Below are 24,211 nucleotides of genomic sequence, written 5' to 3'. Positions count from 1 at the left end.
TGATCCTACGCGGTTATGCGAGCCAATCCAGTGTCAGGATCAAACGGCGCTCATCGGCCTTGAGCGCCGGTGACCGGTGGATCAAACCGTAATTCTCATTACCATGCCATTTGGTGCCCTTGAGCAGGGCGACTTCGCCGCAGTGAATCTGTTCGACACGCTCGGTGGGCTCGGCCTCCGGCTGGCTCAGCCTGTGCCGGTCCATCACGCCTTCGCGCAACCACTGGCTGCCGACCCCCGCATAGGTGGTGATCAGCCGCACTGGCACATGGTCGACGTGAAAACGTGGGCACATCGCCTTATCCAGCAACCGCAAACGCACGCCAATACGCTTGGCGCCCAGCAGGCAGGCGAATGCGCTGACCAGCCACGACACATCCGCGATAAAGCCTTCGTAGCCTTCCAGATCACGGCAGCTGGACGCCAATCCCTGCAAGTTCGGCTCGGCGTCTTCGTTGTTGAGCTCGATCACCATGGCATCGGCCAACGGCTCGTTGAGCGCCACCAGCAAGGCGCCGAACTCGGCGATGTGCAACGGCAACTGCCGCTCCCACACGGCCAGGTTGACGCCATCTTCCAGGATGTCGGACAGCGCCAGCGGGGTTTCGCCACGAGTCTGGCGAATCACAGGACGCAGGGGAATCACCGGGGCCAGCATCAGGCGGCTGCCTCCTCATACCAAGGGCCAAAGGGATCGGCCAGCAGGCGCCAACCGTCGACGCCCTGGGCCATTTCTTCATCGTTGAGCAGGCACGCGTCCAGCTCGGCACGCAGCAGGGTGAAGTCGATGTTCTGCCCGATAAACACCAGTTCCTGGCGGCAATCACCGGTGCTCAGTTGCCAGTTGCCCATGATCGCCGCGATGCTTTCTTCGTCCTGAGGCCACTGGCTTTTTGGCACAAAGCGCCACCAGCGCCCGGCAAAACCATGGCGCATCAAACCGCCGGCCTGGGACCAACTGCCCGCATCCTGGTGTTTGCTGGCCAGCCAGAAAAAACCTTTGGAGCGCAGCAGTTTGCCGTTGACCCACGGGCGGTCGATGAAGTCGAAGAAACGCTGGGGATGGAAGGGACGGCGCGCACGGTAAGCGGTGGAAGCAATGCCGTATTCCTCGGTTTCCGGTACATGTTCACCACGCAATTCCTGCAACCAGCCCGGCGCTTGCGCGGCGCGTTCAAAGTCGAAACGGCCGGTGTTGAGGATCTTGTTCAGCGGCACTTCGCCCATGACCATCGGGATGATTTCCGCCTGGGCATTGAGGCGCTCAAGGATCGCCATCAACTCTTCGCGTTCGCGGCTGCTGATCAGGTCGATCTTGCTGATGAGGATCACGTCGGCAAATTCGATCTGCTCGATCAGCAGGTCGGTGATGGAGCGCTCGTCTTCTTCACCGAGGGTTTCACCCCGCGACGCCAGGCTTTCGGCCGCCTGGTAGTCGAGCAGGAAGTTCATGCCGTCGACCACGGTGACCATGGTGTCCAGGCGCGCGATGTCGGCCAGGCTTTGCTCGTTTTCGTCGCGGAAGGTGAAGGTTTCGGCCACAGGCAAGGGTTCGGAGATGCCGGTGGACTCGATCAGCAGGTAATCGAAACGACCTTCCTTGGCGAGTTTTCCTACTTCCAACAGCAGGTCTTCGCGCAAGGTGCAGCAGATGCAGCCGTTGCTCATCTCCACCAATTTTTCTTCGGCGCGGTTGAGCGTGACGTCGCGCTGGACTTCACTGCCGTCGATGTTGATTTCGCTCATGTCGTTGACGATCACCGCCACCCGCAGGTTTTCGCGGTTGCGCAGGACGTAGTTGAGCAGCGTGCTTTTACCGGCGCCGAGAAAGCCGGACAACACAGTAACGGGGAGACGATTGGGCATCAGGTATTCCTCATCAGGGTTGGCCGGTCAAATCGCCCGTTTATGGCGTTCGCGCAGCTCTTCACGTTCTTTGGCTTCGATACACAGGGTGGCGGTAGGACGCAGCAACAAGCGCTGTAGGCCGATGGGCTCGCCGGTTTCGCGGCACCAGCCGTATTCGCCGCGCGCCAGCAAGTCGAGGGCATCGTCGATCTTGTCCAACAGCTTCTTTTCCCGCTCCAGCAGGCGCAGTTGCCATTGGCGCTGTTCTTCGGCGCTGCCGACATCGGCAGGGTCGCTGTTGGTTTCCTGCTCGCGCAGTACCAGGAACTCGGCGTCGATGCGGGCTTGCAGCTCATTGCGCTGGGCCAGCAGCAACTCACGGAAGAACCCTTGCTGGGCTTCATTCATGTAGTCGGCGCAAGGCTGGGCCAGGAGGTCTTGTTCGGTCATGGGGAGCGGTTCACGGATCAGGCTGTGCTTTAATGTTATAGTATAACAATGCAAATAAGCCAATCCCCTCTTGCTCGCCACGACGAAGGGCGCAATGCTTGAACACTCCCCAGCCTTGAGAAACCCGATGAGATACCTGGTGTGCGCCCTGTTATTGGTTGCCGTGGGACCTGCGTGCGCCCAGGCGCCAAGCCTGCTGGCCAACTGCACGCGCAGCGCCAATCTGCTCGCTTGCGTTGACCCTTCAGGCAACGCCTACAGCGTGGCGACGGTCGGCAGCACCACGTATTTGCGCGGGTACGAGGTGATCGGCAAACGCTATTGGGCACAAACCAACAGCCGCTACGGGCAGCTGACGTTCTTTACCGGGTTGGCGTCGGACGGTGAGGCGTGGGTCGGCTACACGCGGCGCGTGGGCTGGACCACCCTCAACCGGTTTTCCAGTTCGGGTGGCGCCAGCGCCAAATTCACCTGTAGCCGTATAACCGGCTGTTAGACCTGACCGTTCTTCTGTTCCTGCACCCACGCCATGTAACTGTTCATGGGTGGGTTCTTCTGGAAGTATTTTTTCAAGCCTTCGAACAGACCGTCGGCAACCGCCTGTTGATGCCGCGCAGTGACCAGCCGTGCACTGTCCCGCGCGTTGGAAATAAACCCGGTTTCCACGAGGATCGACGGCACGTCCGGTGACTTGAGCACCGCAAATCCGGCTTGTTCCACGCGCTTCTGATGCAGGCTGGTGATGCCTTCCAGGCTGCCCAGGATCGAGCTGCCCAGTTGCAGGCTGGACGCGATGGTGGCGTTCATCGACATATCCAGGATTACCCCGGCGAGCATCGGGTCCTTGTCTTTCAGATTGAGCAGGCTGGTGGCGCCGAGCAGATCGGCGCCGTTTTCCCGTTGCGCCATGAATCGCGCCGTGGCGGAAGTGGCGCCGCCTTCGGACAGGGCATACACCGAGGCGCCCGAAGCGGTGATGCGTGGCGCCGCGTCCGCGTGCACCGAGATAAACATGTCGGCATTGTGTTTGTGGGCGATTTCCACGCGCTTGCGCAGCGGTACGAAGAAATCGTCGTTGCGCACCAACTTCACGTCGAAGCCTTTCTCGCGTTTCAAGCGTTTAGCCAGCAGTTGGGCAATGGACAGCACCACATCTTTTTCGCGCTGGCCTTTGGAACCGACAGCGCCTGGATCCTTGCCGCCATGGCCGGGGTCGACCACCACAATGATGTCGCGCTTGGGGTGAGCCTTGTCCACCAGTGGCTTTGGCTCGGCCGCAATCTGGCGAGGCGCCTGGGTGGCGCTGGTCAGGTCCAGTACCAGTCGATGGCCTTGGCCATCCTGGGGCGGCAATAGAAAGCTGTTGAGCTGCATCGGTGCGGCCAGGTCCAGCACGATGCGCGTGTCGCCTTTGCCGAAATGCCCGGAACGAATCGAGGTGATCCCGCTGTTCTTCAGCGCCAACTGAGAGAAATCACCACTGAGCCCGGCGCCGCTCAAGTCGATGATCAAGCGCTCCGGCGCGCTCAAGGTGAAGGTCTTGTATTGCACCGGACCGCTGAGGTCGAACACCAGGCGCAGCTTGTCGTCCGAGCGCCACAGGCGGGCGTTGCTGATCTGCGTGGCGTGGGCGGCAAACGGCAAGGTGAACAGCGGGCTGGCCAGAAGCAGGTTTAGGAGCTGACGTCTGTGCATGAAAAATACCGCAAATAAAGGAGCGTCCCTACTCGACATGACTGAAAAAAGGCTGGAGCAGAAAAATCATCGTCGACTCAATAGTTATAATATAACATGTCTTTTTATTTCCAACGATGGACCTGCTCATGAATGCGCTGACTCTGCCGGATATCGCCGCGCAGGCTTCACGCCAAGCCTTGCCACTCGACTGGGTGGGCATGTGCGGCATCGCCCTCCCCATCCTCATCGACGGCCAGCGCCTGACCGCCACCGCCGATGCCGGCGTGAGCCTGGACGATGGCGCCGCCCGTGGCATTCATATGTCACGCCTGTACCTGGCCCTGGAGATGCTCGACCAGCAACCGCTTACGCCCGCACTTCTGCGTAATGTACTGCAGCGTTTTCTCGACAGTCATGAAGGTTTATCTAATAACGCCTACCTGCGCATCCACACCGATTTGCTGCTCAAACGCCCGGCGCTGGTCAGCCCGCTGGCCGGCTGGAAAGGCTACCCGGTGAGCATTGAAGCGCGCCTGGAAAACCAGATGTTCCACGTGGAACTAAAAATTGACGTTACTTATTCCTCAACGTGCCCATGCTCCGCTGCCCTCGCCAGGCAGTTGATTCAGCAACAATTTCTCGACGACTTCGCGAACACACCGTTGCAGCATGAAGACGTATTGACCTGGCTCGGCAGCCCCAACGGCATCGTCGCCACGCCTCACAGCCAGCGCAGCAGTGCGCAATTGCATGTCGAGCTGCAAGGCGAGCAACTGCCACTGACAGACTTAATCGACACCGTCGAAGCCGCCCTCGGCACCGCCGTACAAACCGCCGTAAAACGAGCGGACGAACAAGCCTTCGCCCTGGCCAACGGGCAGAACCTGATGTTCTGCGAAGACGCCGCCCGCCGCCTGAACCTCGCCTTGAAACGCTCGGATGCCGTCAAAGCCTTCCACCTGAAAGTGGTCCATGCCGAAAGCCTGCACGCGCACGATGCCGTGGCTGAAAGCCGCTGGACGAGACACCCTGCATGATCACCTGCACCGCTTTACGCTGGGGCGCACCCGGCCAGCCGCTGACGCCCGCCATCGACCTCACCCTGGAAAAAGGCAGCCTCACCGGCATCATCGGCGCCAACGGCACCGGTAAAAGCAGCCTGCTTAAAGTCATCGCCGGCCTGCAGAAACCCCTGGCGGGTAAAGTCACGGTGGATGTTCCACGCCGTGGCGGGCTGTCGTTTCTGCCCCAGCAGCAACACCTGGACCGCCAGTTTCCCATCAGCCTGCAAGAGCTGGTCGCCGCCGGTTTCTGGGGTACGCAACTGTCCCCGCAAGCGCGCAGTCAGCGGCTTGAAGCAGTACTGGAAGACTGGTGCCTCAGCGGCCTTGAGCATCGCCCGTTGATGGCACTGTCCGGTGGCGAGCTGCAACGCGCCCTGCTCGCCCGCATGAGCCTGGCCGAAGCGCCGGTGCTGCTGCTTGACGAGCCCCACGCCGCCCTCGATGAAGAAGGCCAGGCGCTGTGCTGGAAACACATCCACGCCTGGCATGAGCAAGGCCGCACGCTGATCGTGGTCTGCCATGACCTCGCCTCCGTGCGCCACCACACCCAACAGGTGGTGCATATCAAAAGCACCGGCTGCGTGTTCGGCACGAGCAAAGAGCTGATCCGCCCGCAGCCACAGATGCAGGTGGCCTGATGCATTTCGCCGCCCACCTGTGGATGCCCTTCGTCGACTTCGTCTTTATGCGCCGCGCCCTCATCGGCGGATTGGTGCTCGCCTGCAGCACCGCGCCGCTGGGCGTGTTCCTGATCCTGCGGCGCATGAGCCTGATCGGTGACGCTGTCGCCCACGGCATCCTGCCCGGCGCAGCCCTTGGCTTCTGGTTCGCCGGCCTCAGCCTGCCCGCCCTGACCATCGGCGGCCTCGGCGCGGGCCTGAGCATGGCTGGCCTGTCCGCCTGGATCACCCGCCGCACCGGCCTGCGCGAAGACGCCAGCCTCGCCGCCATCTACCCCATCTCCCTGGCCGCGGGCGTGCTGATCCTCGGCATCGCCGGCAAACGCCTCGACCTGCTGCACCTGCTGTTTGGCTCCGCCCTGGCGGTGGACGAAACCACCCTCACCGGCATGCTGTGGGTGTCCAGCTTCAGCCTGATTGCCATGGCCGTGATCTACAAACCGCTGCTGCTGGACACCCTCGACCCGTTGTTCCTGCAAACCGTCAGCCGTCTCGGCCCGCTGGCCCACGGCTTGTTTCTGACCTTGGTGGTGCTGAACCTGGTCATCGGCTTCCAGGCCATCGGCGCCTTGATGGTGGTGGGCCTGATGATGTTGCCGGCCATCGCTTCACGTTTCTGGAGCCGGCGCCTGCCGGTGTTGATCGCGGTATCGGCAGTGCTGGGATGCCTGTCGGTGTGGCTGGGTTTGTTGCTGTCGTTCTACTACTCGTTGCCCAGCGGCCCGGCCATCGTGCTGGTGGCGGGCGCCGGGTATCTGCTGTCCGTGGTCTTTGGTCCGGTGCACGGCTTGCTGCGCCGCCCGCCTTTGCTGTCATCCCAATGAGGTGTTTCCCGATGCGCGCTCTACTCGTGCTGTTCAGTCTCGTCCTGTCGTTGTCGACGGCCCAGGCCGCCGACAAGCTTCAGGTGGTTACCAGCTTCAGCATCCTCGATGACATTACTCACCAGATTGGTGGTGATCACATCCAGATCAGCAACATGGTCGGCCCCGACGCCGACGCCCACACCTACGAGCCTACCCCGGACGATGCCAAGGCCCTGCTCAAGGCCAAGGTGATCATCAAGAACGGCCTGGGCTTCGAACCCTGGCTGGACCGCCTGGTGACCAGCACCGAAACCAAAGCCACGGTGGTGACCGCCAGCAAAGGCGTGATCTCCCACACCATGGAAGAGGATGGCGAAACCATCCCCGACCCGCACGCCTGGCACAACCTGGCCAACGCCGAAATCTACGTGAACAACATCACCAAGGCGCTGATCGCTGCCGACCCGGCCAACAAAGCCGACTACCAGCACAACAGCCAAACCTACCTGAAAGAAATCTATCGCCTGCTGGCCGAAGCCAAGACCAAGTTCGGCGCACTGCCCGCTGGTAACCGCCGCATCGTTACCTCCCACGACGCCTTCGGCTACCTGGGCCAGGCTTATGGCATCGAGTTCCTCGCGCCACAAGGCTTGTCTACCGAACGCGAGCCGTCCGCCGCCGAAGTGGCTGCGCTGATCACTCAGATCCGCAAAGACAAAGTCAAAGCCGTGTTCATGGAAAACATCAAGGATTCGCGCCTGCTCAAGCAGATCGCTGACGAAAGCGGTGCGCAGATCGGCGGCACGCTGTACTCCGACGCCCTTGCCGCAGAAGGCCCGGCCAGCACCTTTACCGGGCTGTTCGAATACAACCTCAACACGCTGTGCGCGGCTCTGGGCAAGCCATGACCCTGAGCATGCTCGATCTGGAAGGGGCTGCCGTCGGCAGCCGCTTTCCACTCGGACCCGTGCTCGATGCCCTGCCATGGAACAGCGATGGCCTGATCGCCGCCATCGCCCAGCAACACGGCAGCGGCGAGGTGTTGATGCTGGCCTGGATGAACCGCCAGGCCCTCAAGGAAACCCTGGGCACCGGGCAGGTCTGCTACTGGTCGCGCTCACGCCAGCGGTTGTGGCGCAAAGGCGAAAGCTCCGGCCACTGGCAACAGTTGGTGGAAGCACGCCTGGATTGCGACGGCGACGCGGTCCTGCTGATCGTCGACCAGCAAGGCCCGGCCTGTCACACCGGACGGCCGACCTGCTTCTACAACGCCATCGACGGCGACTACGTCCACATCATTACGGAGCCCTTAGCATGATCCGCAAAAACCCGTCCGGCGATCTGCCCGTGATTGCCGAATCGGCCTACGTCGACAAGACCGCCATCATCTGCGGCAAAGTCATCATTGGCGAAAACGTGTTCGTCGGCCCCTACGCCGTCATCCGCGCCGACGAAGTCGACGCCAGCGGCGGCATGGACCCGATCATCATCGGCGCCAACTCCAACATCCAGGACGGCGTGGTCATCCACTCCAAATCCGGCGCGGCGGTGACCATCGGAGAATTCACCTCGATTGCGCACCGCTCCATCGTCCATGGCCCCTGCACCGTCGGCGACCGCGTGTTCATCGGCTTCAACAGCGTGCTGTTCAACTGCGCCGTGGGCGATGGCTGCGTGGTGCGCCACAACTCGGTGGTCGATGGCCGCGATTTGCCAGCCGCGTTCTACGTGCCCTCCACCACCCGCATCGGACCGAACACCGACCTTTCGCAATTCCCGCCGGTGAGCGTGAGCGCCTCGGAGTTTTCCGAAGACGTGGCACGCACCAACGTTGACCTGGTGCGCGGCTACAAAGCCCTGCAAAACGAGTTCTGAACCATGAGCCGCCTGCTGATCCGCAACGCCCGCCTGGTGAACGAAGGCCAGGAATTCGACGCTGATGTGTTGGTCGCCAATGGTCGTATCGAAAAGATCGCCAGCAGCATCCAGGACTGCAACACGCCGGTCGCCATCGACGCCCAAGGCCAATGGCTGCTGCCCGGCATGATCGATGACCAAGTGCACTTTCGCGAACCTGGCGCGCCGGACAAAGGCAGCTTCTACAGCGAATCCCGCGCGGCGGTAGCCGGTGGTATCACCAGCTTCATGGACATGCCCAACACCCACCCGGCCACCCTCGACCTGGACGCCCTGGCCGACAAAAAGCGCCGCGCTGCCCTGCACTCGGTGGCCAACTATGGCTTCCACTTCGGCGTGAGCAACGACAACCTCGACACCGTCGCCGCCCTCGACCCACGTGAGGTGGCCGGGGTCAAAGTGTTCATGGGCGCTTCGACCGGCAATATGCTGGTGGACGACCCTCGGATCCTGGAGCGCCTGTTCGCCGAAGTGCCCACGATTTTGCTGGCCCACTGTGAACACACGCCAAGCATCCAGGCCAACGAACAGCGCCTGCGCGGACGCTTCGGCGAGCACATCCCCGCCGTCGCACACCCGCTGATCCGCGATGCCGAGGCGTGCTATCGCTCGTCATCCTTCGCGGTGGAATTGGCCAAGCGTCACGGCACCCGATTGCATGTGCTGCACCTGACCAGCGCCCGCGAACTGGCGCTGTTCGAAGACAAACCCTTGAGCGAAAAACGCATCACCGCCGAGGTCTGCCTGCACCACCTGCTGTTCGATGACCGCGACTATCACCGCCTCGGCCACCAGATCAAATGCAACCCGGCGATCAAGACCCGCGCCGACCGCGACGCCTTGCGCCAAGCCTTGCTGAGTGATCGTCTGGACGTGATTGGCAGTGACCATGCGCCGCATACCTGGGCGCAAAAACAGTTGGGTTATCGCGAGGCGCCGTCGGGGTTGCCCCTGGTGCAGCACGCGCTGCCGGCGTTGTTGGAGTTGGTGGCCGATGGGCTGCTGCCGCTGACCACGCTGGTCGCAAAAACCAGTCACCGCGTGGCCGACCTGTTCGCCATCCCGGATCGAGGTTATCTACGTGAGGGTTATTGGGCCGACCTGGTGCTGATCAAACCGGAGCCCGAAGGCAAGCCCGTCAGCAGCCAGCCGATCCTGGCCCGCTGCGGCTGGACGCCCTTCGCCGAGCGCAGCTTTCGCCACAGCGTCAGCACCACCCTGGTATCCGGCCACTTGGCCTGGCACAACGGCCAAGTGGTGGACAGCTGCCAGGGTTTGCCCCTGCATTTTTTGCGTTAAGCGCGAGGTTTGACCGTACCGCAATCGTTGCCCAGCCACTGGGCATGGCTGTCCAGGCTGCCCTTCTGCTGAATGCCGGTGGCATTGAAGGTGCCGTTGACGGTGGTGGTGAATTCTTTTTGGCTCTGGAAAGTGGCTACACCCGTGCCTTGGGCTTTCGGGCAACTGAAACGGAATTTCCACTGGTTGCCGGTCTTGTCCGTCACTTCCTGCTTGCAGCCCGATTGCGGGTCGGTCAGCGGGATCGAATCGGAGGCGACCTGCGCCGGGGTGAGGCACACCTGCACGCCTTTACCGGCCATGGTGATGCCCTGTTTTTCGAGCATGGCGCGTTGTTCCGGGGTCATCTGTTGCTTGAGCTGACCGAGGATCAGCGACAGGTCCGGCAAGTCCTGGTTATCGACTTTCATATTGCTGGTGGTCAATTCCCACAAGCCCGGCGCCAGCATCTGCGCCTGCGCCGCCACCGGCAGCGACACACCAATCATCATGGCCAAAGACAGCAGACGAGCATTCATCGGGTAACTCCTGGGTAATGTTGGGCGTTAGACGCCGCAAAGGTGCCAGGGTTGCACGGCAAATAAAATAGCGACATTCCTGACCAGACATGGTCTGTTAGGCACTGGATTGCCTGGAGTAACGTCGTTCATGGATTTCTTTGGCCCGCACCTGCTCGCCTACTTCATTGCCACGCTGCATTTTCTCGGGACCCTCGCCGCGATCCACGCGGTGCTGACCGTCAGAACCGCCCAAGGCTCGATCGCCTGGGCCTTGTCGCTGATGTTCATGCCCTACCTCACGCTGATCCCGTACCTGATCTTCGGCCGCAGCACGTTCGACGCGTACATCCAGGCCCGTCGCCAGGCCAACCAGGAAATGCACACCGCCATCACCGAGCTGAACTGGCGCCCGTGGGTCGAAGAAGCCCTGGCCGCGCGCAACTCCAGCGCCTACGCCTCGCTGCGCGCCATGCCCAAGCTGGGCCGCATGCCGTGCCTGGCCAACAATGAAGTGCGTTTACTGATCAATGGCGACGCCACCTTCAGCGCAATCTTCGCGGCGATCCGCAATGCCAGGACGGCGGTGTTGTTCCAGTTCTTCATCATTCATGACGACGAACTCGGCCGCCAACTGCACGCCCTGTTGAAGGAAAAGGCCGCAGAAGGCGTCGCCCTCTACGTGCTGTATGACCGCATCGGCAGCCACGCCCTGCCCCATCGTTATGTGCAATCGCTGCGCGACGCCGGGGTGAACGTCAAAGCCTTCGCCACCCGCAGCGGCTGGCTCAATCGCTTTCAGGTCAACTTTCGCAACCATCGCAAGATCGTGGTGGTGGACGGCATCACCGGGTTTGTCGGCGGGCATAACGTCGGCGATGAATACCTGGGCAAGAAACCGCCGCTGGCGCCGTGGCGCGATACCCATGTGCAGGTGACCGGCCCGGTGGTGGCATGCTTGCAAGAGTCGTTTGCCGAGGACTGGTTCTGGGCCGCGCGCGAACTGCCGCCACTGATCTTGCCGGACGCCTACCCCGAGGACGGCGTGCTCTGCCAATTGCTCGCCAGCGGTCCGGCCGATCCCTATGAGACTTGCTCGCTGTTCTTTGTCGAGGCAATCCATGCAGCCACCGAGCGCGTGTGGATCACCAGCCCCTACTTCGTCCCCGACGAAGCCGTGTTCTCCGCCCTGCGCCTGGCCGTGCTGCGCGGTGTCGACGTGCGCCTGCTGCTGCCCTCGCGGCCCGATCACCGCATCGTCTACGCCGCGTCCAGCCTGTACGCGATCGAGGCCGTGCGCGCCGGCGTGCGCGTGTTCCGCTACACGCCGGGCTTCCTGCATCAGAAGGTGGTGTTGGTGGACAACGAAATCAGCGCCATCGGCAGTGCGAACATGGACAACCGTTCGTTCCGGCTGAATTTCGAAGTGATGTTGCTGACGGTCGACGAGGCCTTCGCCAAGGAAGTCGAGCACATGCTGCTGGACGACTTTGCCCTGGCCCATGAAGTCAGCCAGGAAGAAAGCCGCGAAACCCGCCGCCTTCAGCAACTGGGCATGCGGGTTGCGCGGCTTATTTCACCGATTTTATAGGTTAGGGCGGCAATTTTCCGGGGAAAAGGCTCGACTAGACGAATGGAATTTCTGCCTATTCTCCCTGCTCTAGGCTTACTCCTGTCACTTCCGACAGGACCGTCTTGGTGAAATCATGAAAACTGCAACCAGCAAAACAGCGCCATCGATAGTGGTGGAAATCGGCAGCCCTACCTATATCCTTCACTTGCGCTACAAAGTGCTATACCCGGACAAGCCATTCGATTTAGCCGCGGTTTATCTCTACGACAACGGCATTTACCTGATCCTCTCACCCGGCGAACATCATTGGGGAGTATTCGTGGTGGTCGGTGACTTGGACGATCCCACTTGGGGCATCTCGTTTATTTCCCTGCCATCTACAGACTGGGGCATAAACCTCGCTCGCCATGACCTGACCTTCAACCAAGCCACCAACGAATTCACCCAACAGCTCTACATACAAAACGATCAAAGCGCACCGAAGCAGTACGGTGTTTTCAATCGCTCTAAAAACACCGTCGCGGACCCAACGACGTTGACTTGGGATATCATCCCTCAACCTCGATAGAGGTCATCACGAGTCCACGGCAGTTCATGGCTGCCATCTGCATGGGGCTTGGTTGCAAGAATTTGATGCAGATTTATCCAGCCCCGCGCAAACGCGTACGCACAACCGGCCAGGTACAGCCGCCAGATACGCAACGCTTGCTCCGGTACCATCTTGGCCGCTGCTTCCAGGTTGTCTTCCAGGCGCTCGCTCCAATGGTCCAGGGTGCGCGCGTAGTGCAGACGCAGGCTTTCGACGTCGACCACTTCCAGCCCGACTTCGCTGATCTCGGCCGTCATCATCGCCAAGTGCGGCAGTTCGCCGTTGGGGAACACATAACGCTCGATAAACTCACCCGCGCCGCGCCCCACAGGGCGACCATCGGTGTGCTTGGCGGTAATACCGTGGTTCATCACCAGGCCGCCTTCGCGCACCGCGCCGAACAGGGTCTTGCAGTATTCCGCCAGGTTGGCGTGGCCGACGTGTTCGAACATGCCCACGCTGACCACTTTGTCGAAACGACCGTCTTGCGGCAGGTCGCGGTAGTCAAGCAGTTGCAGGTCCACCTGGTCTTCCAGGCCTTCGGCTTTCACCCGTTCCCGCGCCAGCGCCAACTGCTCCTTGCTCAGGGTGATGCCAAACACTTTGACCCCGAACTCCCGCGCGGCAAACCGCGCCAGCCCACCCCAACCACAGCCGACATCCAGCAGATACTCGCCCGGCTGCAGCCGCAACTTACGGCACAGGTGGCGGAATTTGTCTTGTTGGGCTTGGTCGATGGATTCGCTGCCGGTTTCGAAATACCCGCAGGAGTACGCCATGTCCTGGTCCAGCCACAGCTGGTAGAACTCGTTGGACAGGTCGTAATGGTAGGAAATGGCCGCTGCGTCAGTGGCCTTGTCGTGGATCGAGCGCACCGGACGACTCCCCTCGTCGTCTTCGATCAGGGCGTGACTCAATTCGTCACACACCCGGATGACCTCGGCGATGGAGCCTTCCAGCTCCAATTTGCCCTCGACGAAGGCTTCGCCCAGTGAATCGAGCGTTGGATGAGTCAGCTTGGTCACGACCGTGGGGTCCTTCACCACGATGGTCACACTGGGCTCGGGGCCCAAGTTGAATTCATGGCCGTCCCAGAGTCGAAGACGCAGCGGTAGCTGAAGATTCTGTAAGGCCGGTGGAAGTTGCGCGAGCATGAGTAGTCCCCCCTTGTTTCAGACGTCTGCTGAGAGGTTAGACCATCCGAAGACAAAGTAGGAGGCTATCGATTTGATAGCGCTCCTCTATGGGGCCCGGCGCTCGAGCAACCCGTCCTGGACCCACTGCTTCAGCCACGTAACGGCCTGCAATGGCGCACCCTCTGCATGAGTGACTGCCAACTCGGCGCACAGTTCGGCAAAGCTCCAACCGGTGGTCGCCATCCCAGTCAGGGCAGAGGCCTCGGCGGGTTCCAGGCTGCGGTAATGGCAGACATTCTGATGGCGCCACACCAGGCACGTCTGCGCCGGGGCGAGTGCGTGACTGTCGGGGAAGTCGGATTCGTCCTTGCTGGCGCGCCAGATCGCTACACTGTTGAACTGGCACAGCAGCGCTTGCACCGTCGGCGCCAGGGAAACCTGCAACACCGGCCACGCCTCTGGCGGCAACGACGCCATGTCGCCCAGCGTCAGCGGTTCGCCCTGCGGCGCATCAAATGCCAGGGTGAATGCCCACTCCAATCGCGCCAGCTCCGCCAATGGCGCACTCTGCTCCGCCACCAGATGCTCAAGGATAAAAACCGGGAAACGTTCGCCCAGCCAGCGCAGGCTGTAATGGGCCGAGGGGTAGCGCCGCAGGTAGGCTTCGGTCAACGCGGCAAACTCGTCATCGCCCAGCCAATAAAGGAGGGCGCTGAAGTCATGCCGTAACACTTCCTGCAACCGAGAGAGATAGGCGTTGTGGTAAATCGCCAGGCCCGTGTCCACATCCAGCGTCGGCCCGCCCAGCAACGTGGCGGCGAAACCACTGTTGGCCACTGGCGTTTCGGATAACAGGTGCTGCTCGAAGGCCAGTTGCCAATCCGTCAGGCGCATAGCTGTCTCCTGGCCAGGGCGGTCGCGCCCAGTTCACGGGCCTTGCTCAGTTCGGTGAGCAGTTCTTCAAAGGGTGGGAAATGGTCGTCCCGCTCCAGTAGCGTCGACACGGGCCCCAGATGCTCAAGCGTCTGTTGATAAAGCGCCCACACCGGATCACACACCGGATGGTCATGGGTGTCGACCACGTAGTCGCCGTAGTCCATATGCCCCGCCAGATGCAGCTGGCGGATGCTTTCCGGCGGCAAGTTACGAATAAACGTCCAGGCGTCAAAGCCATGATTGCGCGAGCTGACGTACACGTTGTTGACGTCGAGCAACAGCTGGCAGCCCGACAGGTGGGCCAGGGCATTGAGAAATTCCCACTCGGTGAATTCGTCCGCCTTCGAGCGCACATAACTGGAGACGTTTTCCAGCACCAACGGGCGTTGCAGCACGTCCTGCACTTGGCGCACACGGGCGGCCACGTGGTAGAGGCTTTCTTCGGTGTAAGGCAGCGGCAGCAGGTCATGCAACTGGTGGGCGCTGCCGCGGCTCCAGCATAGGTGATCGGAAACCCACGCCGGCTGGATGCGCTCGGCGAGCTGTTTGATCTGCTTCAGGTAATCGGTATCAAGGGCATGGGGCCCGCCGATGGACAAGGACACCCCGTGCATCACCAGGGGATAACGCTCGGCTATCGCATCCAGGTAATACAAGGCTTTACCGCCCTGGACCAGGTAATTCTCGGAGATCACTTCAAACCAATCCACCGCCGGTGATTGTTCAAGGATCTGTTGGTAGTACTCACTGCGTAAACCCAGGCCGTAACCAAGGCTCGGAAGAGAGGAAGGCATAAGACACTCCTGGGAAAGTGTCCGCAGCGGTGGGGGCGACCGCTGCGGGTGCACTTGGCGGTCGGTTATTCGCCGACTTTGCCGCCAGCCTTGGTGCACGCATCGGCACTGGCCACTGCCTTGAAGCCCTGGCCTTTGCAAGAACCCTGGCCTTTGCAGGCGTGGTCCTTGGTTTTGCAGTCGTTCTGGCCTTTGCACGCATTGATGCCATAGCAGTGAACAGCGGTGTCAGCGGCTTGAGCCTGAGTGACAACACCGGCAAACATAGTGGCAGCGGCCATTGCGAGAGCGGCACCAGCAGCAGCGGATTTGATGTTCATTGTTGTATTCCTCATGATCGTAGGGGTGTCGGTCTGAACGGATTGTTCAGTCTCGACACACCACTAGAGTGAGGCCCCTCAGCCGCGTTACAGCCGTGTGCAAATATTTCTGAAAATTATTCTTCGAGCTTTAAAAGGGGCTCCTGGAAGCGTAGCAAACGCCCGGCGTTCCCCAGTACCAACAAGGTGCTGAGGTTATGCAACACCGCTGCAATCATGGCGCCCGCTGCACCCAACCAGCCAAACGCGGCAAACACGACGATGGCCAAGGTCCAACCCAGGCCGATGATCACGTTGACCTGCAAGGTCTGCCGGCACTGGCGGCTCAAGCGCACACAGGTGCCCAGGCGCCGCAGGTCGCTGCCGATCAGCACCACGTCCGCCGACGCCAGGGCAATATCCGCCCCGCCCGCGCCCATGGCCACACCGACCACACCGGCCTTGAGCGCCAGGGAATCGTTGATGCCATCCCCCACCACCATCGGGCGAAAGCCGCTGCCGATTTCACCCAACACGCGGTTGAGCTTGTCTTCCGGCAAGGCCTGCGCTTCGACATCGCTGATGCCCACCTCCAGCGCCAGGCTGTTGGCCACGCTTTGGCGATCGCCGGTAAGCAGCAGTTGGCGACCCAGGCCCAGATCACGCAGTTCTTGCAGCGCCTGGCGAGCCTCCGGCTTGACGCTGTCGGCCAGTAGCAGCCAGGCGAGGAACTGCCCATTCAGCGCCAGCCCGGCGATGGGGCCATCGTGGTTCGGCACGACGGTGGTGACGATACCCAGTTGCTCGAACAATTCCGGCCGACCCAAGGCCGCTTCACCCTGATCGGTCTGCGCCACGACGCCCAGCCCCTGACGCTCACGGATATCCGTCAACGCCAGCAGTTGTTCCTGCGTTGCCAACCCCGCCAACGCCCGGCTGACCGGATGGCTGCTCGCAGAGCCCAGGCTGGCCGCCAGATTCAGCAGCACCTGGCGATCCGGCGCGGTGGTTTCGATGGATTGCAGGCGCAGGGTGCCGAATGTCAGCGTCCCGGTCTTGTCGACCACCAACGAGGTCAGGTCCGCCAGCTCTTCCAGAAACGCCGAGCTGCGAATCAAAATCCCATGCCGCGCCGCGACTGCTATCCCGGCAATCGCCGTGGCCGGCGCCGACAGCACCAACGCACACGGGCACGCCGCCACCAGCACCGCGAGCATCGCCTGGGCGTCGTTGGTCACAAACCAGGTCACCGCCGCCAGCAACAACACCAGCACCATATAGCTGCCGGCATAACGTTCCAGCAGGCGTGTGATCGGCGGCTTGGAGCGCTCGGCGTTCTGCATCAGCGCGATGACTTTGCCCAAGGTGGATTCATTGCCCGTGCGCGTCACTTGCAGGCGCAGCAAGCCATCCAGGTTGATCGCCCCGCCAAACACCTGCACACCCACACTGGCTTCCAACGGCACCGACTCACCGGTAATCGGCGCGGTGTCCAGGCTCGCCTGGCCCGACAGCACCACGCCATCGGCCGGCACCCGGTCACCGGCGCGCACCTCGACCACATCGCCGGTGTTCAGCGTGCCGTTATCCACTTCGACAATGCTGCCGTCGGCCTGCACCAAGCGCGCGTGGCTGCGCGTCAGCTTGCCCAAGGCATGGATCGCTTCCTGGGAGCCGATCACGCTGCGCTCTTCCAGCACATGGCCGAAGATCATGATGATCGGCAGCAACGCCGCCGTCAGCAGATCCCCTGTGGCCCAGGCACCGAGCATGGCCAGGGCGATCAGTTGATCGGTGATGCCATGCAAACTCGGAAACCGCAGGCTGTACCAGGCCGAACGCATCACCGGCACGGCCACCAGCAAGGACGCGACGCCCAGCAGCAACTGGCTTACGCCGGTCTGGTCGGGCGCGAGCCAACGCCATACCAGGCCCAGCACCAGCAACCCCAAGGCCAGCATGGCCAGGGTCAATTGCCGGGCAGCGCTGCGCTGTTCGGCGGAGGTCAGCATAGGTGCGCTCATTGTTCGGCTCCCTGGATGATCAAGCGGGAGTCGTCTTTCGGATCGACCGTGGTCACAGAGCCGGCTTGGCCGAGAATTTTCGGCACGCGCTCGCGGTACAGGCGCAACAGCAAGCCCGGGTCTTTCACTTGGGCCAGGCTGGCGACGGTCGCGGTTTGCGCCTGGGCATTGGCCAGGCGTTCGCTGGCCTGGGCGTGGGCGACTTGCACCAGGCGGTCGGCCTGCTGGGTGGCGGTCTGGGTGAGTTTTTCCGCGTCGGTGCGCGCGTTGGCCACGGCCTTGTCGGCTTGCTGGCTGGCGGTCAGCACGGCGTTGAACGCATTGACTGCCGGGCCCGGCAGGCTCGATTGCACATCGACACGGGTGACTTCGATGCCCAATCCCAACCCCGTAGAAGCCAATTCCGTGAGACGTTTATTGATGCCTTGCACCAAGTCGCCACGTAACCGCTCACGGCGCTCGGCGGCGCCGTTGTCGGTGCCGATCAGTTCAGGTCGCGCCACCAGAATCGTGTCCAGGTCCCGCGCCGCGGTGAGGGCCACGGCGCTGCGCGTCACCAGTCGATCCAGTGCCGGCAGCACATGATCGCCTTGCAACACAAAGGCATAGGGTTCGGTGACTTTGTAGAACACCCGCACATCCAGTTGCACCACGCCGGCATCGCCAGTCAGCAGGTAACCGGAACCCGCCAGCGCATCACTCAAGGGCGTGGCGAAGCTGGCCACGCGGTCGGCCTGAACCGCCGCGTCGGAGCGCAGCAGGTTCTCCACCCGGCGTTCGATCACCCGATCAGCTGCCGGTAGCAACACCACCTGCTCGAACGGCTGCGGCCACGCCAGCAACAGCCCGGCATTCTGAATACGGTCGAGGGCGCCAAAATGCAGGACCACCGCCCGGTTCTGCGGGTCGATCTGGCGCACATTGGAAAACGCCCAGGCCAACGCCGCCAATACCGTCACCGCGTACAACGCCAGGAAGGTCAGGCGCCCGGCCTGTATCCAGGGGCTGTCCGGGCTGTCATGCATCGTCATGGCTGGACGTCCTTCGGCCCGTCCACCAAGGCGCGAAACGGTGCCGCGTCGGTGCGCAGGATGATCTTGGTACCTGGCGTGACCACAGTGCCCAAGGTATCCAGAGAGCGCAGCAGGTTGTACAGCTGTGGATTACCCGCATAGGCACGGCCATAGATCTGCGCCGCTTCGACCCGCGACTGGGCCTCGATATCGGCAGCCTTCACCGTGGCATCGGCCTGCACGATGCGCGCATCACGCTCGGCGGCTGAACGGATCTGCGCGGCTTCGCGCTTGCCCACGGCGGTGCGTTCGGTGGCGATGGTTTCACGCTCGGCGCGCATGCGGTCGACGGTGGCGGTGAGGGTGACCGACGGCAAGGTCAGCCGTTCGATGCCGACCTGGGCCACACGCACGCCGTAGGTGGTGAGCAATTGTTGATCAATCTGCTGGCGCAACTGCGCTTCGAAATCAGCGATGCGCACCTGGCTGGCATCGGTGTTGATCAGGCTGGACAGGTCGAAGCTGGCGGCCGTGGTTTCCAGCGCCGAACCCACGAAGGTACGAATCTGCCGCGCCGCTTCATCCGGCTGGTTCTGCACAGCGCGCATGAAACGCTGCACGTTGTCTGCGTCGCCCTGCACCTGCCAGGCCACATAGGCCTGCACGATAATCCGCAGGCCATCGCGGGTGCCCACATCCTGCAAACCACTGGAGGTGGTGCGCAGGCGCAAATCCACCGGGATCGCCGCTTCGAACGGCGCCGGCCAACGCCAGCCCAAGCCCGGTTCCAACAACACCCGCGACGGGTTACCGAAACGGGTAATCACCGTGGCCTCGCCGGAACGCACCTGCACCAGGCTGGCGGCAGCGACCGCAAACAGCACCAGCAACAGCGCCCAGGCCATACGCCGCCAGGGGAACGGGCCGGACGCTTGTTCGTCACCGTGATGATGGTGGTGGTGATGGCCGTGATGATGACCGTGATCGTGAGAATGAGCGCTCAACAGACAGACTCCTTATTGAACGGCTTTACGCGGCACAGAAGGATCGGCCGGCAAGGTAAAAGAACGCAGATCGATCGTCGGCGCGCCGTCGGCACCCAGGCGATGATCCAGAATCAGCAGCTTGGCGTGGGCCAGGCCCTGGCTGAGTTGGCCGAGGTACTGTTCCAAAACGAACGCCTGGCCGGCCGTGGCATAGGCCTTTTGTTCGGCGGCAAAACGCAGGTTGGCCGCCTGGGCGCCCGCGTTCACTTCACGGGCAGTGGCTGTGGCCTGATCGCGGGCGGTGCTGGCTTGCAGCAACGCCTGGTTGGTTTGCTCACTGGCCGCACCGCGTTCGCGAGAAATCAGAGCCTGGGCACCGATCTGCGCAGCCTGCACACCGTGGTAAGCGTTGGCGGCGCCGGCCGGTGGATGGATCGCCTCCACCACCGTGGCGAGAATTTCTACGCCGCTGTCGAGTGTTTGCAGGTCGGCCTGCACGGCGCGGCCGATTTCGTCGGCCAGGCTCGTGCGTTGTTCACCGAGCAATTCGTCGAGGGTACGCGAGGCAAAATCATGCACAAGGATGCGGCTGGCGGTGCTGCGGATCAGGGTCGGCACGTCCGCGCTGTTATAGGTGGCGGCGAGCGCGGCCTGGTCGGTGAGGCCGATGCGGTAGACGAACCGCACATCCATATTGACGATCTGGAAGCTCTGTTTGTCGCCGCTGCTGCTGGCGATCACCTGGGACTTGTCATTCACATGGCTGGCGTCCCACAAGCGGTTGGCAATCAGCGGCGCCGGGCCTTCGGCAGGCGCCAGCTCCGGTGTGGCGGCTTCGCTGACGCTGGTGGCCAGCTCATGCACTACGCCGTTTTCCACACTGATCACGCGGCCCAGTGGCCACGGCAATCCCGCATGCAAGCCAGGGCCGAAGACCTGCACCGGCTTACCGAAACGTTCATAGATCCCACGGCCTTGCAGGGGCACTTCGTGCACGCCAGTAAGCGCCCAGCCTACCGCCAGCACCACCAGCAACACCGGCAGGAACGCCCGACGCATGTAGGTAAATGCCCAGATCTGGCGCAGGTCGATGCCAAAGCGGTTGTGCAATTCATGTTGCAGCGCGAGTAAGGGCTGCGGCGGCCAGCGTAACAATCCGGCGATAAAGCTTTGCGCCATCAAACGCGGTTCCACGTGGGGCTGACGTGGGCTGAACAGCGACAACACAGCTCTTAATAGAAACTCCAGCGAGACGAGCGCCGGCAGCACGCCGATCAATACGGCCAACCTCAGCGGCCAGACGGCGTTGGCCCCGGCAAACAGCAGGCACACCGCACTGACCACCAGGCAAATAATCGCAACCCGGCTCAACTGCCCCAGTTGCGAGGCTTCCGGCCATTGCGCTGTGGTCTCCTGGGCAAGGCGGCGTTCAAACACCAGCACACCAAACGCCAACCCCAACGCCAGCGCGGCGCCGATGCTTGCCGATTGACCGACCGCTGCGGCGGGCAGCGCCAGGTTCCAGAACTCGACAATGCTGACCAGTGCCAGCAACGACCAGCCGCCGAGCCACAACACTGGCGCACCGATCTGCTTGCCAAAGCGCTCCAGGAGGCGCGCGTAGCGGCTTGCGTCTTCAACCGGCACATCAACCGATGGTTCTTCCAACGCCTGCGCACGCCAATCCGCCACCCACCACGCCGATTGCAAGCCGGCCACCAACAACAACAACGCCGACGCACAGTTGATCAACACCACCGGCCAGATCGACAGCGGCGCAAACAACGCGACAAACAGCGCCAGCACCCAGCCGGCAACGGCCAACACCGTCAGGCTGATACCGGCCTGGCGCAATCGGCGGGCATGGAACAGCCCCTGTTGAAAACGCGGAAGGCCTTCCACCGAAGCGCCGTCAGCTTCCAGATCCACTTGCATCCACTTATGTCCACATGCACACAATTCGTTACGATATAACACGGAGCGTGAAATTTTTGTTCGAATACAACGCAAATCCCCTGTGGGAGCGGGCTTGCTCGCGAATGCAGAGTGTCAGTCATTTGATAGTTGGCTGATCCAACGCTTTCGCGAGCAAGCCCGCTCCCACATTTGTTCTTCAGCGCGTTCGATATCGTGACTAACCCCCCAGAAACACGCGCCATCACTGGTGCAGGCCACGATGAATCGGGCACACTCCAGAACAGTTTTTCGCGGGTCCACGGACAAGGAAGCGTCACTCCCCATGATTTCGATCTATCAGCTCAAGCCGCGTTTTCAAAACTTGCTGCGCCCGCTTGTGCAGCGCCTCTATGACAATGGCACCACCGCCAACCAAATCACCGTGCTGGCCGGCGTGATTTCCTTGCTGGTCGGCCTGTTGATTGCCAGCTTCGCCCAACACCTGTGGCTGTTTGCGCTGATCCCGCTGTGGATGATCCTGCGCATGGCCCTCAACGCCATCGACGGCATGCTTGCCCGTGAATTCGGCCAGCAGTCACGCCTGGGCGCCTACCTGAATGAACTGTGCGATGTAATCGCCGACAGTGCGCTGATCCTGCCGTTTGCGCTGATCCAAGGCGTGAGCCTGGCGCCGGTGCTGCTGGTGGCGTTGCTGGCGGTGTTCAGCGAATACGCCGGCGTGCTGGGGCCGATGGTGGGCGCATCGCGGCGCTATGACGGGCCGATGGGCAAAAGCGATCGCGCGTTTGTACTCGGGGTACTGGCCACCGGCGTCGCTCTGGGCTGGCTGGGCGCGGGTTGGGTCGACGCGGTGATGTGGCTGGTGGCCGCCCTGCTCGCCTACACCTTGGTCAACCGCGTGCGTCAGGGCCTCAAAGAACAACAAGAAACCTCACCGATTGCATAAGGATTTTTGCGATGCGCGAACAGCAACAGCACACCTTCAGTACCCACGACGGCGTCGAGCTTTTCTACCGGCACTGGCCGGCCACGCAAACGACCGGGCCGCGCAAGGCAATCGTGTTGTTCCATCGCGGCCATGAGCATTCGGGGCGTATCGCCCACCTGGTGGATGAGCTGAACCTGCCGCAGTTTGATTTCTTCGCCTGGGACGCCCGTGGCCACGGCCAATCCCCCGGCGAGCGCGGTGACAGTCCCAGCTTCGCCACCAGCGCCCGTGATGTGCAGACCTTCTGCGACCACATCGGCGCCACCTATGGCATCGAGGAAGACAACTTCGCCGTCATTGCGCAAAGCGTCGGCGCGGTGATTGCTGCGACGTGGGTGCATGACTACGCGCCGAAGATTCGCGCGCTGGTGCTCGCCTCCCCGGCGTTCAAGGTCAAGCTCTACGTGCCATTCGCGCGACCGGGCCTGGCGTTGATGCGCAAGTTGCGTGGCAACTTTTTCGTCAACAGTTACGTCAAGGCCAAGTTCCTCAGCCATGACCCGGAGCGCGTCGCCTCCTACGACAGCGATCCGCTGATCACCAAGGCCATTTCGGTGAATGTGCTGCTCGGCCTGTACGAAGCGGCCGACCGGGTTGTCGCCGATGCCCAGGCGATCCAGGTGCCGACCCAATTGCTGGTCTCGGGTTCCGACTTCGTGGTGCACCGCAAACCCCAACAGCAATTTTTCGACCGCCTCGGCAGCCTGAAAAAAGAGCTGCACATTCTCCCCGGTTTCTTCCACGACACCCTGGGCGAACGTGACCGCGCCTCCGCTGTAAGCAGCGCCCGGCGTTTCATCCTGCAGAACTTCGAACACCCGCTGGACCGCGCCTCGCTGCTGGATGCCGACAAGCTGGGCGCTACTTGCGCCGAGTCCGAAGCCCTCGCTGCGCCGCTACCGCGCAACTCTTTGCGCGACCTGTACTGGCGCATGACCCGCGCCAGCATGGGCCTGGGCAAGAACCTGTCGGACGGCGTGAAGCTGGGCTTCGACACCGGTTTCGACTCCGGTAGCACCCTCGATTACGTGTACCGCAACACGCCCACCGGCAAGGGCGGGCTGGGACGGATGATCGACACCAACTACCTCAACTCCATCGGCTGGCGCGGCATTCGCCAGCGCAAGCTGAATGTGGAGGAACTCCTGCGCCTGGCGATGGCCAAGTTGCGTGGAGAAGATCGCGAAGTGCGTATCGTGGATATCGCCGCCGGTCATGGCCGCTACATCCTCGAAGCCTTGCAGGGCGTGTCGCCGCTGCCGGAATCGATCCTGCTGCGCGACTATAGCGACATCAACGTGCGCGACGGGGGTGCGCTGATTCGCGAGAAAGGCCTGGGGGACATTGCGCAGTTCGTCAAAGGTGATGCATTCGACCGTCTGGATCTGGCCGCGCTGGAACCCAAGCCAACGCTGGCGGTGGTGTCCGGGCTGTATGAGCTGTTTGCCGATAACGGCATGGTCGGCGGCTCGCTGGCGGGCCTCGCTGAGGCCGTAGAGCCCGGCGGCTATCTGGTCTACACCGGCCAGCCATGGCACCCGCAACTGGAGCTGATCGCCCGTGCGCTGACCAGTCACCGCCAGGGCCAGGCCTGGGTGATGCGCCGCCGCAGCCAGGCGGAAATGGACCAACTGGTAGAAGCCGCCGGTTTCCGCAAGATCACCCAGCGAGTGGATGAGTGGGGCATTTTCACCGTGTCCCTGGCACAGAAGATCTGA

At 62.1% G+C, this 24,211-nt stretch carries 25 protein-coding genes; 12 read left to right on the top strand and 13 right to left on the bottom strand.

The features are described 5' to 3' along the window. Window positions 1-13: 13 nt before the first annotated feature. Genes HX823_RS18385 through dksA form a run of 3 tightly spaced genes read right to left on the bottom strand, consistent with a single transcriptional unit; the run spans window position 14 to window position 2,298 of the window. Window positions 14-658 (bottom strand): DUF1826 domain-containing protein, encoded by a 645-nt coding sequence (locus HX823_RS18385; RefSeq protein WP_177075878.1) that lies wholly within the window; start codon window positions 656-658, stop codon window positions 14-16. After that, window positions 658-1,866, bottom strand: a complete 1,209-nt coding sequence (gene zigA / locus HX823_RS18380; RefSeq protein WP_177075876.1) for a zinc metallochaperone GTPase ZigA — start codon at window positions 1,864-1,866, stop codon at window positions 658-660. Before zigA ends, HX823_RS18385 begins: the two co-directional genes overlap by 1 nt. Before the next feature lie 27 nt (window positions 1,867-1,893). Continuing rightward, window positions 1,894-2,298 (bottom strand): RNA polymerase-binding protein DksA, encoded by a 405-nt coding sequence (dksA, locus tag HX823_RS18375; RefSeq protein WP_033897241.1) that lies wholly within the window; start codon window positions 2,296-2,298, stop codon window positions 1,894-1,896. Window positions 2,299-2,425: 127 nt separating this feature from the next. On the opposite strand from dksA, the gene HX823_RS18370 reads away from it, so the two are divergent. Continuing rightward, window positions 2,426-2,794 carry a hypothetical protein gene (locus HX823_RS18370; protein ID WP_016978679.1) on the top strand — a complete coding sequence of 123 codons (369 nt, stop codon included), beginning with the start codon at window positions 2,426-2,428 and terminating at the stop codon, window positions 2,792-2,794. On the opposite strand, the gene HX823_RS18365 is transcribed toward HX823_RS18370, so the two are convergent. Next, window positions 2,791-3,993, bottom strand: coding sequence for an N-acetylmuramoyl-L-alanine amidase (locus HX823_RS18365; RefSeq protein ID WP_033897240.1), 1,203 nt, complete (start codon window positions 3,991-3,993; stop codon window positions 2,791-2,793). The two genes, HX823_RS18370 and HX823_RS18365, sit on opposite strands and share 4 nt — an antisense overlap. A gap of 128 nt (window positions 3,994-4,121) precedes the next feature. Between HX823_RS18365 and folE2 the strand changes: the two genes are divergently transcribed. From folE2 to HX823_RS18330, 7 genes are read left to right on the top strand one after another with little or no spacing between them, the layout of a single operon-like run. Next, complete coding sequence (gene folE2, locus HX823_RS18360; RefSeq protein ID WP_177075874.1) at window positions 4,122-5,012, top strand: GTP cyclohydrolase FolE2; 891 nt, start codon at window positions 4,122-4,124, stop codon at window positions 5,010-5,012. Next, entirely contained in the window at window positions 5,009-5,677 is a 669-nt protein-coding gene (locus tag HX823_RS18355) for a metal ABC transporter ATP-binding protein (RefSeq protein WP_177075872.1), read from the top strand. Before folE2 ends, HX823_RS18355 begins: the two co-directional genes overlap by 4 nt. Next, complete coding sequence (locus HX823_RS18350; RefSeq protein ID WP_038845446.1) at window positions 5,677-6,543, top strand: metal ABC transporter permease; 867 nt, start codon at window positions 5,677-5,679, stop codon at window positions 6,541-6,543. The genes HX823_RS18355 and HX823_RS18350 overlap by 1 nt, the downstream gene beginning before the upstream one ends. An 11-nt stretch (window positions 6,544-6,554) precedes the next feature. Continuing rightward, the gene (locus tag HX823_RS18345; RefSeq protein WP_038845443.1) at window positions 6,555-7,433 is read left to right on the top strand and encodes a metal ABC transporter substrate-binding protein; all 879 of its coding nucleotides are present in this window, start codon (window positions 6,555-6,557) and stop codon (window positions 7,431-7,433) included. Further along, a complete protein-coding gene (gene hisI, locus HX823_RS18340) occupies window positions 7,430-7,843 on the top strand; it encodes a phosphoribosyl-AMP cyclohydrolase (protein ID WP_177075870.1) in 414 nt (137 codons plus the stop codon). Before HX823_RS18345 ends, hisI begins: the two co-directional genes overlap by 4 nt. After that, window positions 7,840-8,400, top strand: a complete 561-nt coding sequence (locus tag HX823_RS18335; RefSeq protein WP_028618554.1) for a DapH/DapD/GlmU-related protein — start codon at window positions 7,840-7,842, stop codon at window positions 8,398-8,400. The genes hisI and HX823_RS18335 overlap by 4 nt, the downstream gene beginning before the upstream one ends. A gap of 3 nt (window positions 8,401-8,403) precedes the next feature. Next, on the top strand, window positions 8,404-9,741 hold the full coding sequence (locus tag HX823_RS18330; protein WP_177075868.1) for a dihydroorotase: 1,338 nt from the start codon (window positions 8,404-8,406) through the stop codon (window positions 9,739-9,741). Here HX823_RS18330 and HX823_RS18325 read toward each other — a convergent pair. Further along, window positions 9,738-10,259 (bottom strand): DUF3617 domain-containing protein, encoded by a 522-nt coding sequence (locus tag HX823_RS18325; protein WP_016978689.1) that lies wholly within the window; start codon window positions 10,257-10,259, stop codon window positions 9,738-9,740. The two genes, HX823_RS18330 and HX823_RS18325, sit on opposite strands and share 4 nt — an antisense overlap. Before the next feature lie 130 nt (window positions 10,260-10,389). Here HX823_RS18325 and cls point away from each other — a divergent pair, with 130 nt between their 5' ends. Both cls and HX823_RS18315 read left to right on the top strand, forming a co-directional pair. Further along, window positions 10,390-11,829, top strand: a complete 1,440-nt coding sequence (cls, locus tag HX823_RS18320) for a cardiolipin synthase (RefSeq protein ID WP_177075866.1) — start codon at window positions 10,390-10,392, stop codon at window positions 11,827-11,829. Window positions 11,830-11,944: 115 nt separating this feature from the next. Beyond that, on the top strand, window positions 11,945-12,379 hold the full coding sequence (locus HX823_RS18315) for a hypothetical protein (RefSeq protein ID WP_177075864.1): 435 nt from the start codon (window positions 11,945-11,947) through the stop codon (window positions 12,377-12,379). Here HX823_RS18315 and cfaB read toward each other — a convergent pair. From cfaB to hflK (HX823_RS18275), 8 genes are all read right to left on the bottom strand, one after another. Continuing rightward, window positions 12,367-13,554, bottom strand: coding sequence for a C17 cyclopropane fatty acid synthase CfaB (gene cfaB / locus HX823_RS18310; protein WP_177075862.1), 1,188 nt, complete (start codon window positions 13,552-13,554; stop codon window positions 12,367-12,369). The two genes, HX823_RS18315 and cfaB, sit on opposite strands and share 13 nt — an antisense overlap. A gap of 87 nt (window positions 13,555-13,641) precedes the next feature. Then, window positions 13,642-14,430 (bottom strand): DNA-binding domain-containing protein, encoded by a 789-nt coding sequence (locus HX823_RS18305; protein ID WP_177075860.1) that lies wholly within the window; start codon window positions 14,428-14,430, stop codon window positions 13,642-13,644. After that, window positions 14,421-15,266: a DUF692 domain-containing protein gene (locus HX823_RS18300; protein WP_177075858.1), complete on the bottom strand. Its 846-nt coding sequence runs from the start codon at window positions 15,264-15,266 to the stop codon at window positions 14,421-14,423. The genes HX823_RS18305 and HX823_RS18300 overlap by 10 nt, the downstream gene beginning before the upstream one ends. A gap of 65 nt (window positions 15,267-15,331) precedes the next feature. After that, window positions 15,332-15,586 carry a membrane protein gene (locus HX823_RS18295; RefSeq protein WP_038845436.1) on the bottom strand — a complete coding sequence of 85 codons (255 nt, stop codon included), beginning with the start codon at window positions 15,584-15,586 and terminating at the stop codon, window positions 15,332-15,334. A 116-nt stretch (window positions 15,587-15,702) separates the two neighbouring features. Then, window positions 15,703-17,589, bottom strand: coding sequence for a cation-translocating P-type ATPase (locus HX823_RS18290; RefSeq protein WP_028618562.1), 1,887 nt, complete (start codon window positions 17,587-17,589; stop codon window positions 15,703-15,705). After that, a complete protein-coding gene (gene hflK / locus HX823_RS18285) occupies window positions 17,586-18,620 on the bottom strand; it encodes a protease modulator HflK (RefSeq protein WP_177075856.1) in 1,035 nt (344 codons plus the stop codon). The genes HX823_RS18290 and hflK (HX823_RS18285) overlap by 4 nt, the downstream gene beginning before the upstream one ends. Continuing rightward, window positions 18,617-19,606: a protease modulator HflC gene (gene hflC / locus HX823_RS18280; RefSeq protein ID WP_371317969.1), complete on the bottom strand. Its 990-nt coding sequence runs from the start codon at window positions 19,604-19,606 to the stop codon at window positions 18,617-18,619. The genes hflK (HX823_RS18285) and hflC overlap by 4 nt, the downstream gene beginning before the upstream one ends. 12 nt (window positions 19,607-19,618) lie before the next feature. Further along, the gene (gene hflK, locus HX823_RS18275; RefSeq protein ID WP_177075854.1) at window positions 19,619-21,523 is read right to left on the bottom strand and encodes a protease modulator HflK; all 1,905 of its coding nucleotides are present in this window, start codon (window positions 21,521-21,523) and stop codon (window positions 19,619-19,621) included. Window positions 21,524-21,827: 304 nt separating this feature from the next. Here hflK (HX823_RS18275) and HX823_RS18270 point away from each other — a divergent pair, with 304 nt between their 5' ends. Then, window positions 21,828-22,451: a CDP-alcohol phosphatidyltransferase family protein gene (locus HX823_RS18270; RefSeq protein ID WP_177075852.1), complete on the top strand. Its 624-nt coding sequence runs from the start codon at window positions 21,828-21,830 to the stop codon at window positions 22,449-22,451. An 11-nt stretch (window positions 22,452-22,462) separates the two neighbouring features. Continuing rightward, window positions 22,463-24,211, top strand: coding sequence for a bifunctional alpha/beta hydrolase/class I SAM-dependent methyltransferase (locus HX823_RS18265; protein ID WP_177075849.1), 1,749 nt, complete (start codon window positions 22,463-22,465; stop codon window positions 24,209-24,211).

The sequence above is a fragment of the Pseudomonas sp. P7759 genome (genome assembly GCF_013386445.1).
GTDB classification, from domain to species: domain Bacteria; phylum Pseudomonadota; class Gammaproteobacteria; order Pseudomonadales; family Pseudomonadaceae; genus Aquipseudomonas; species Aquipseudomonas azotoformans_A.
Note: the sequence above shows the minus strand (reverse complement) of the source record. Positions and strands in the feature narration are given on the sequence as shown.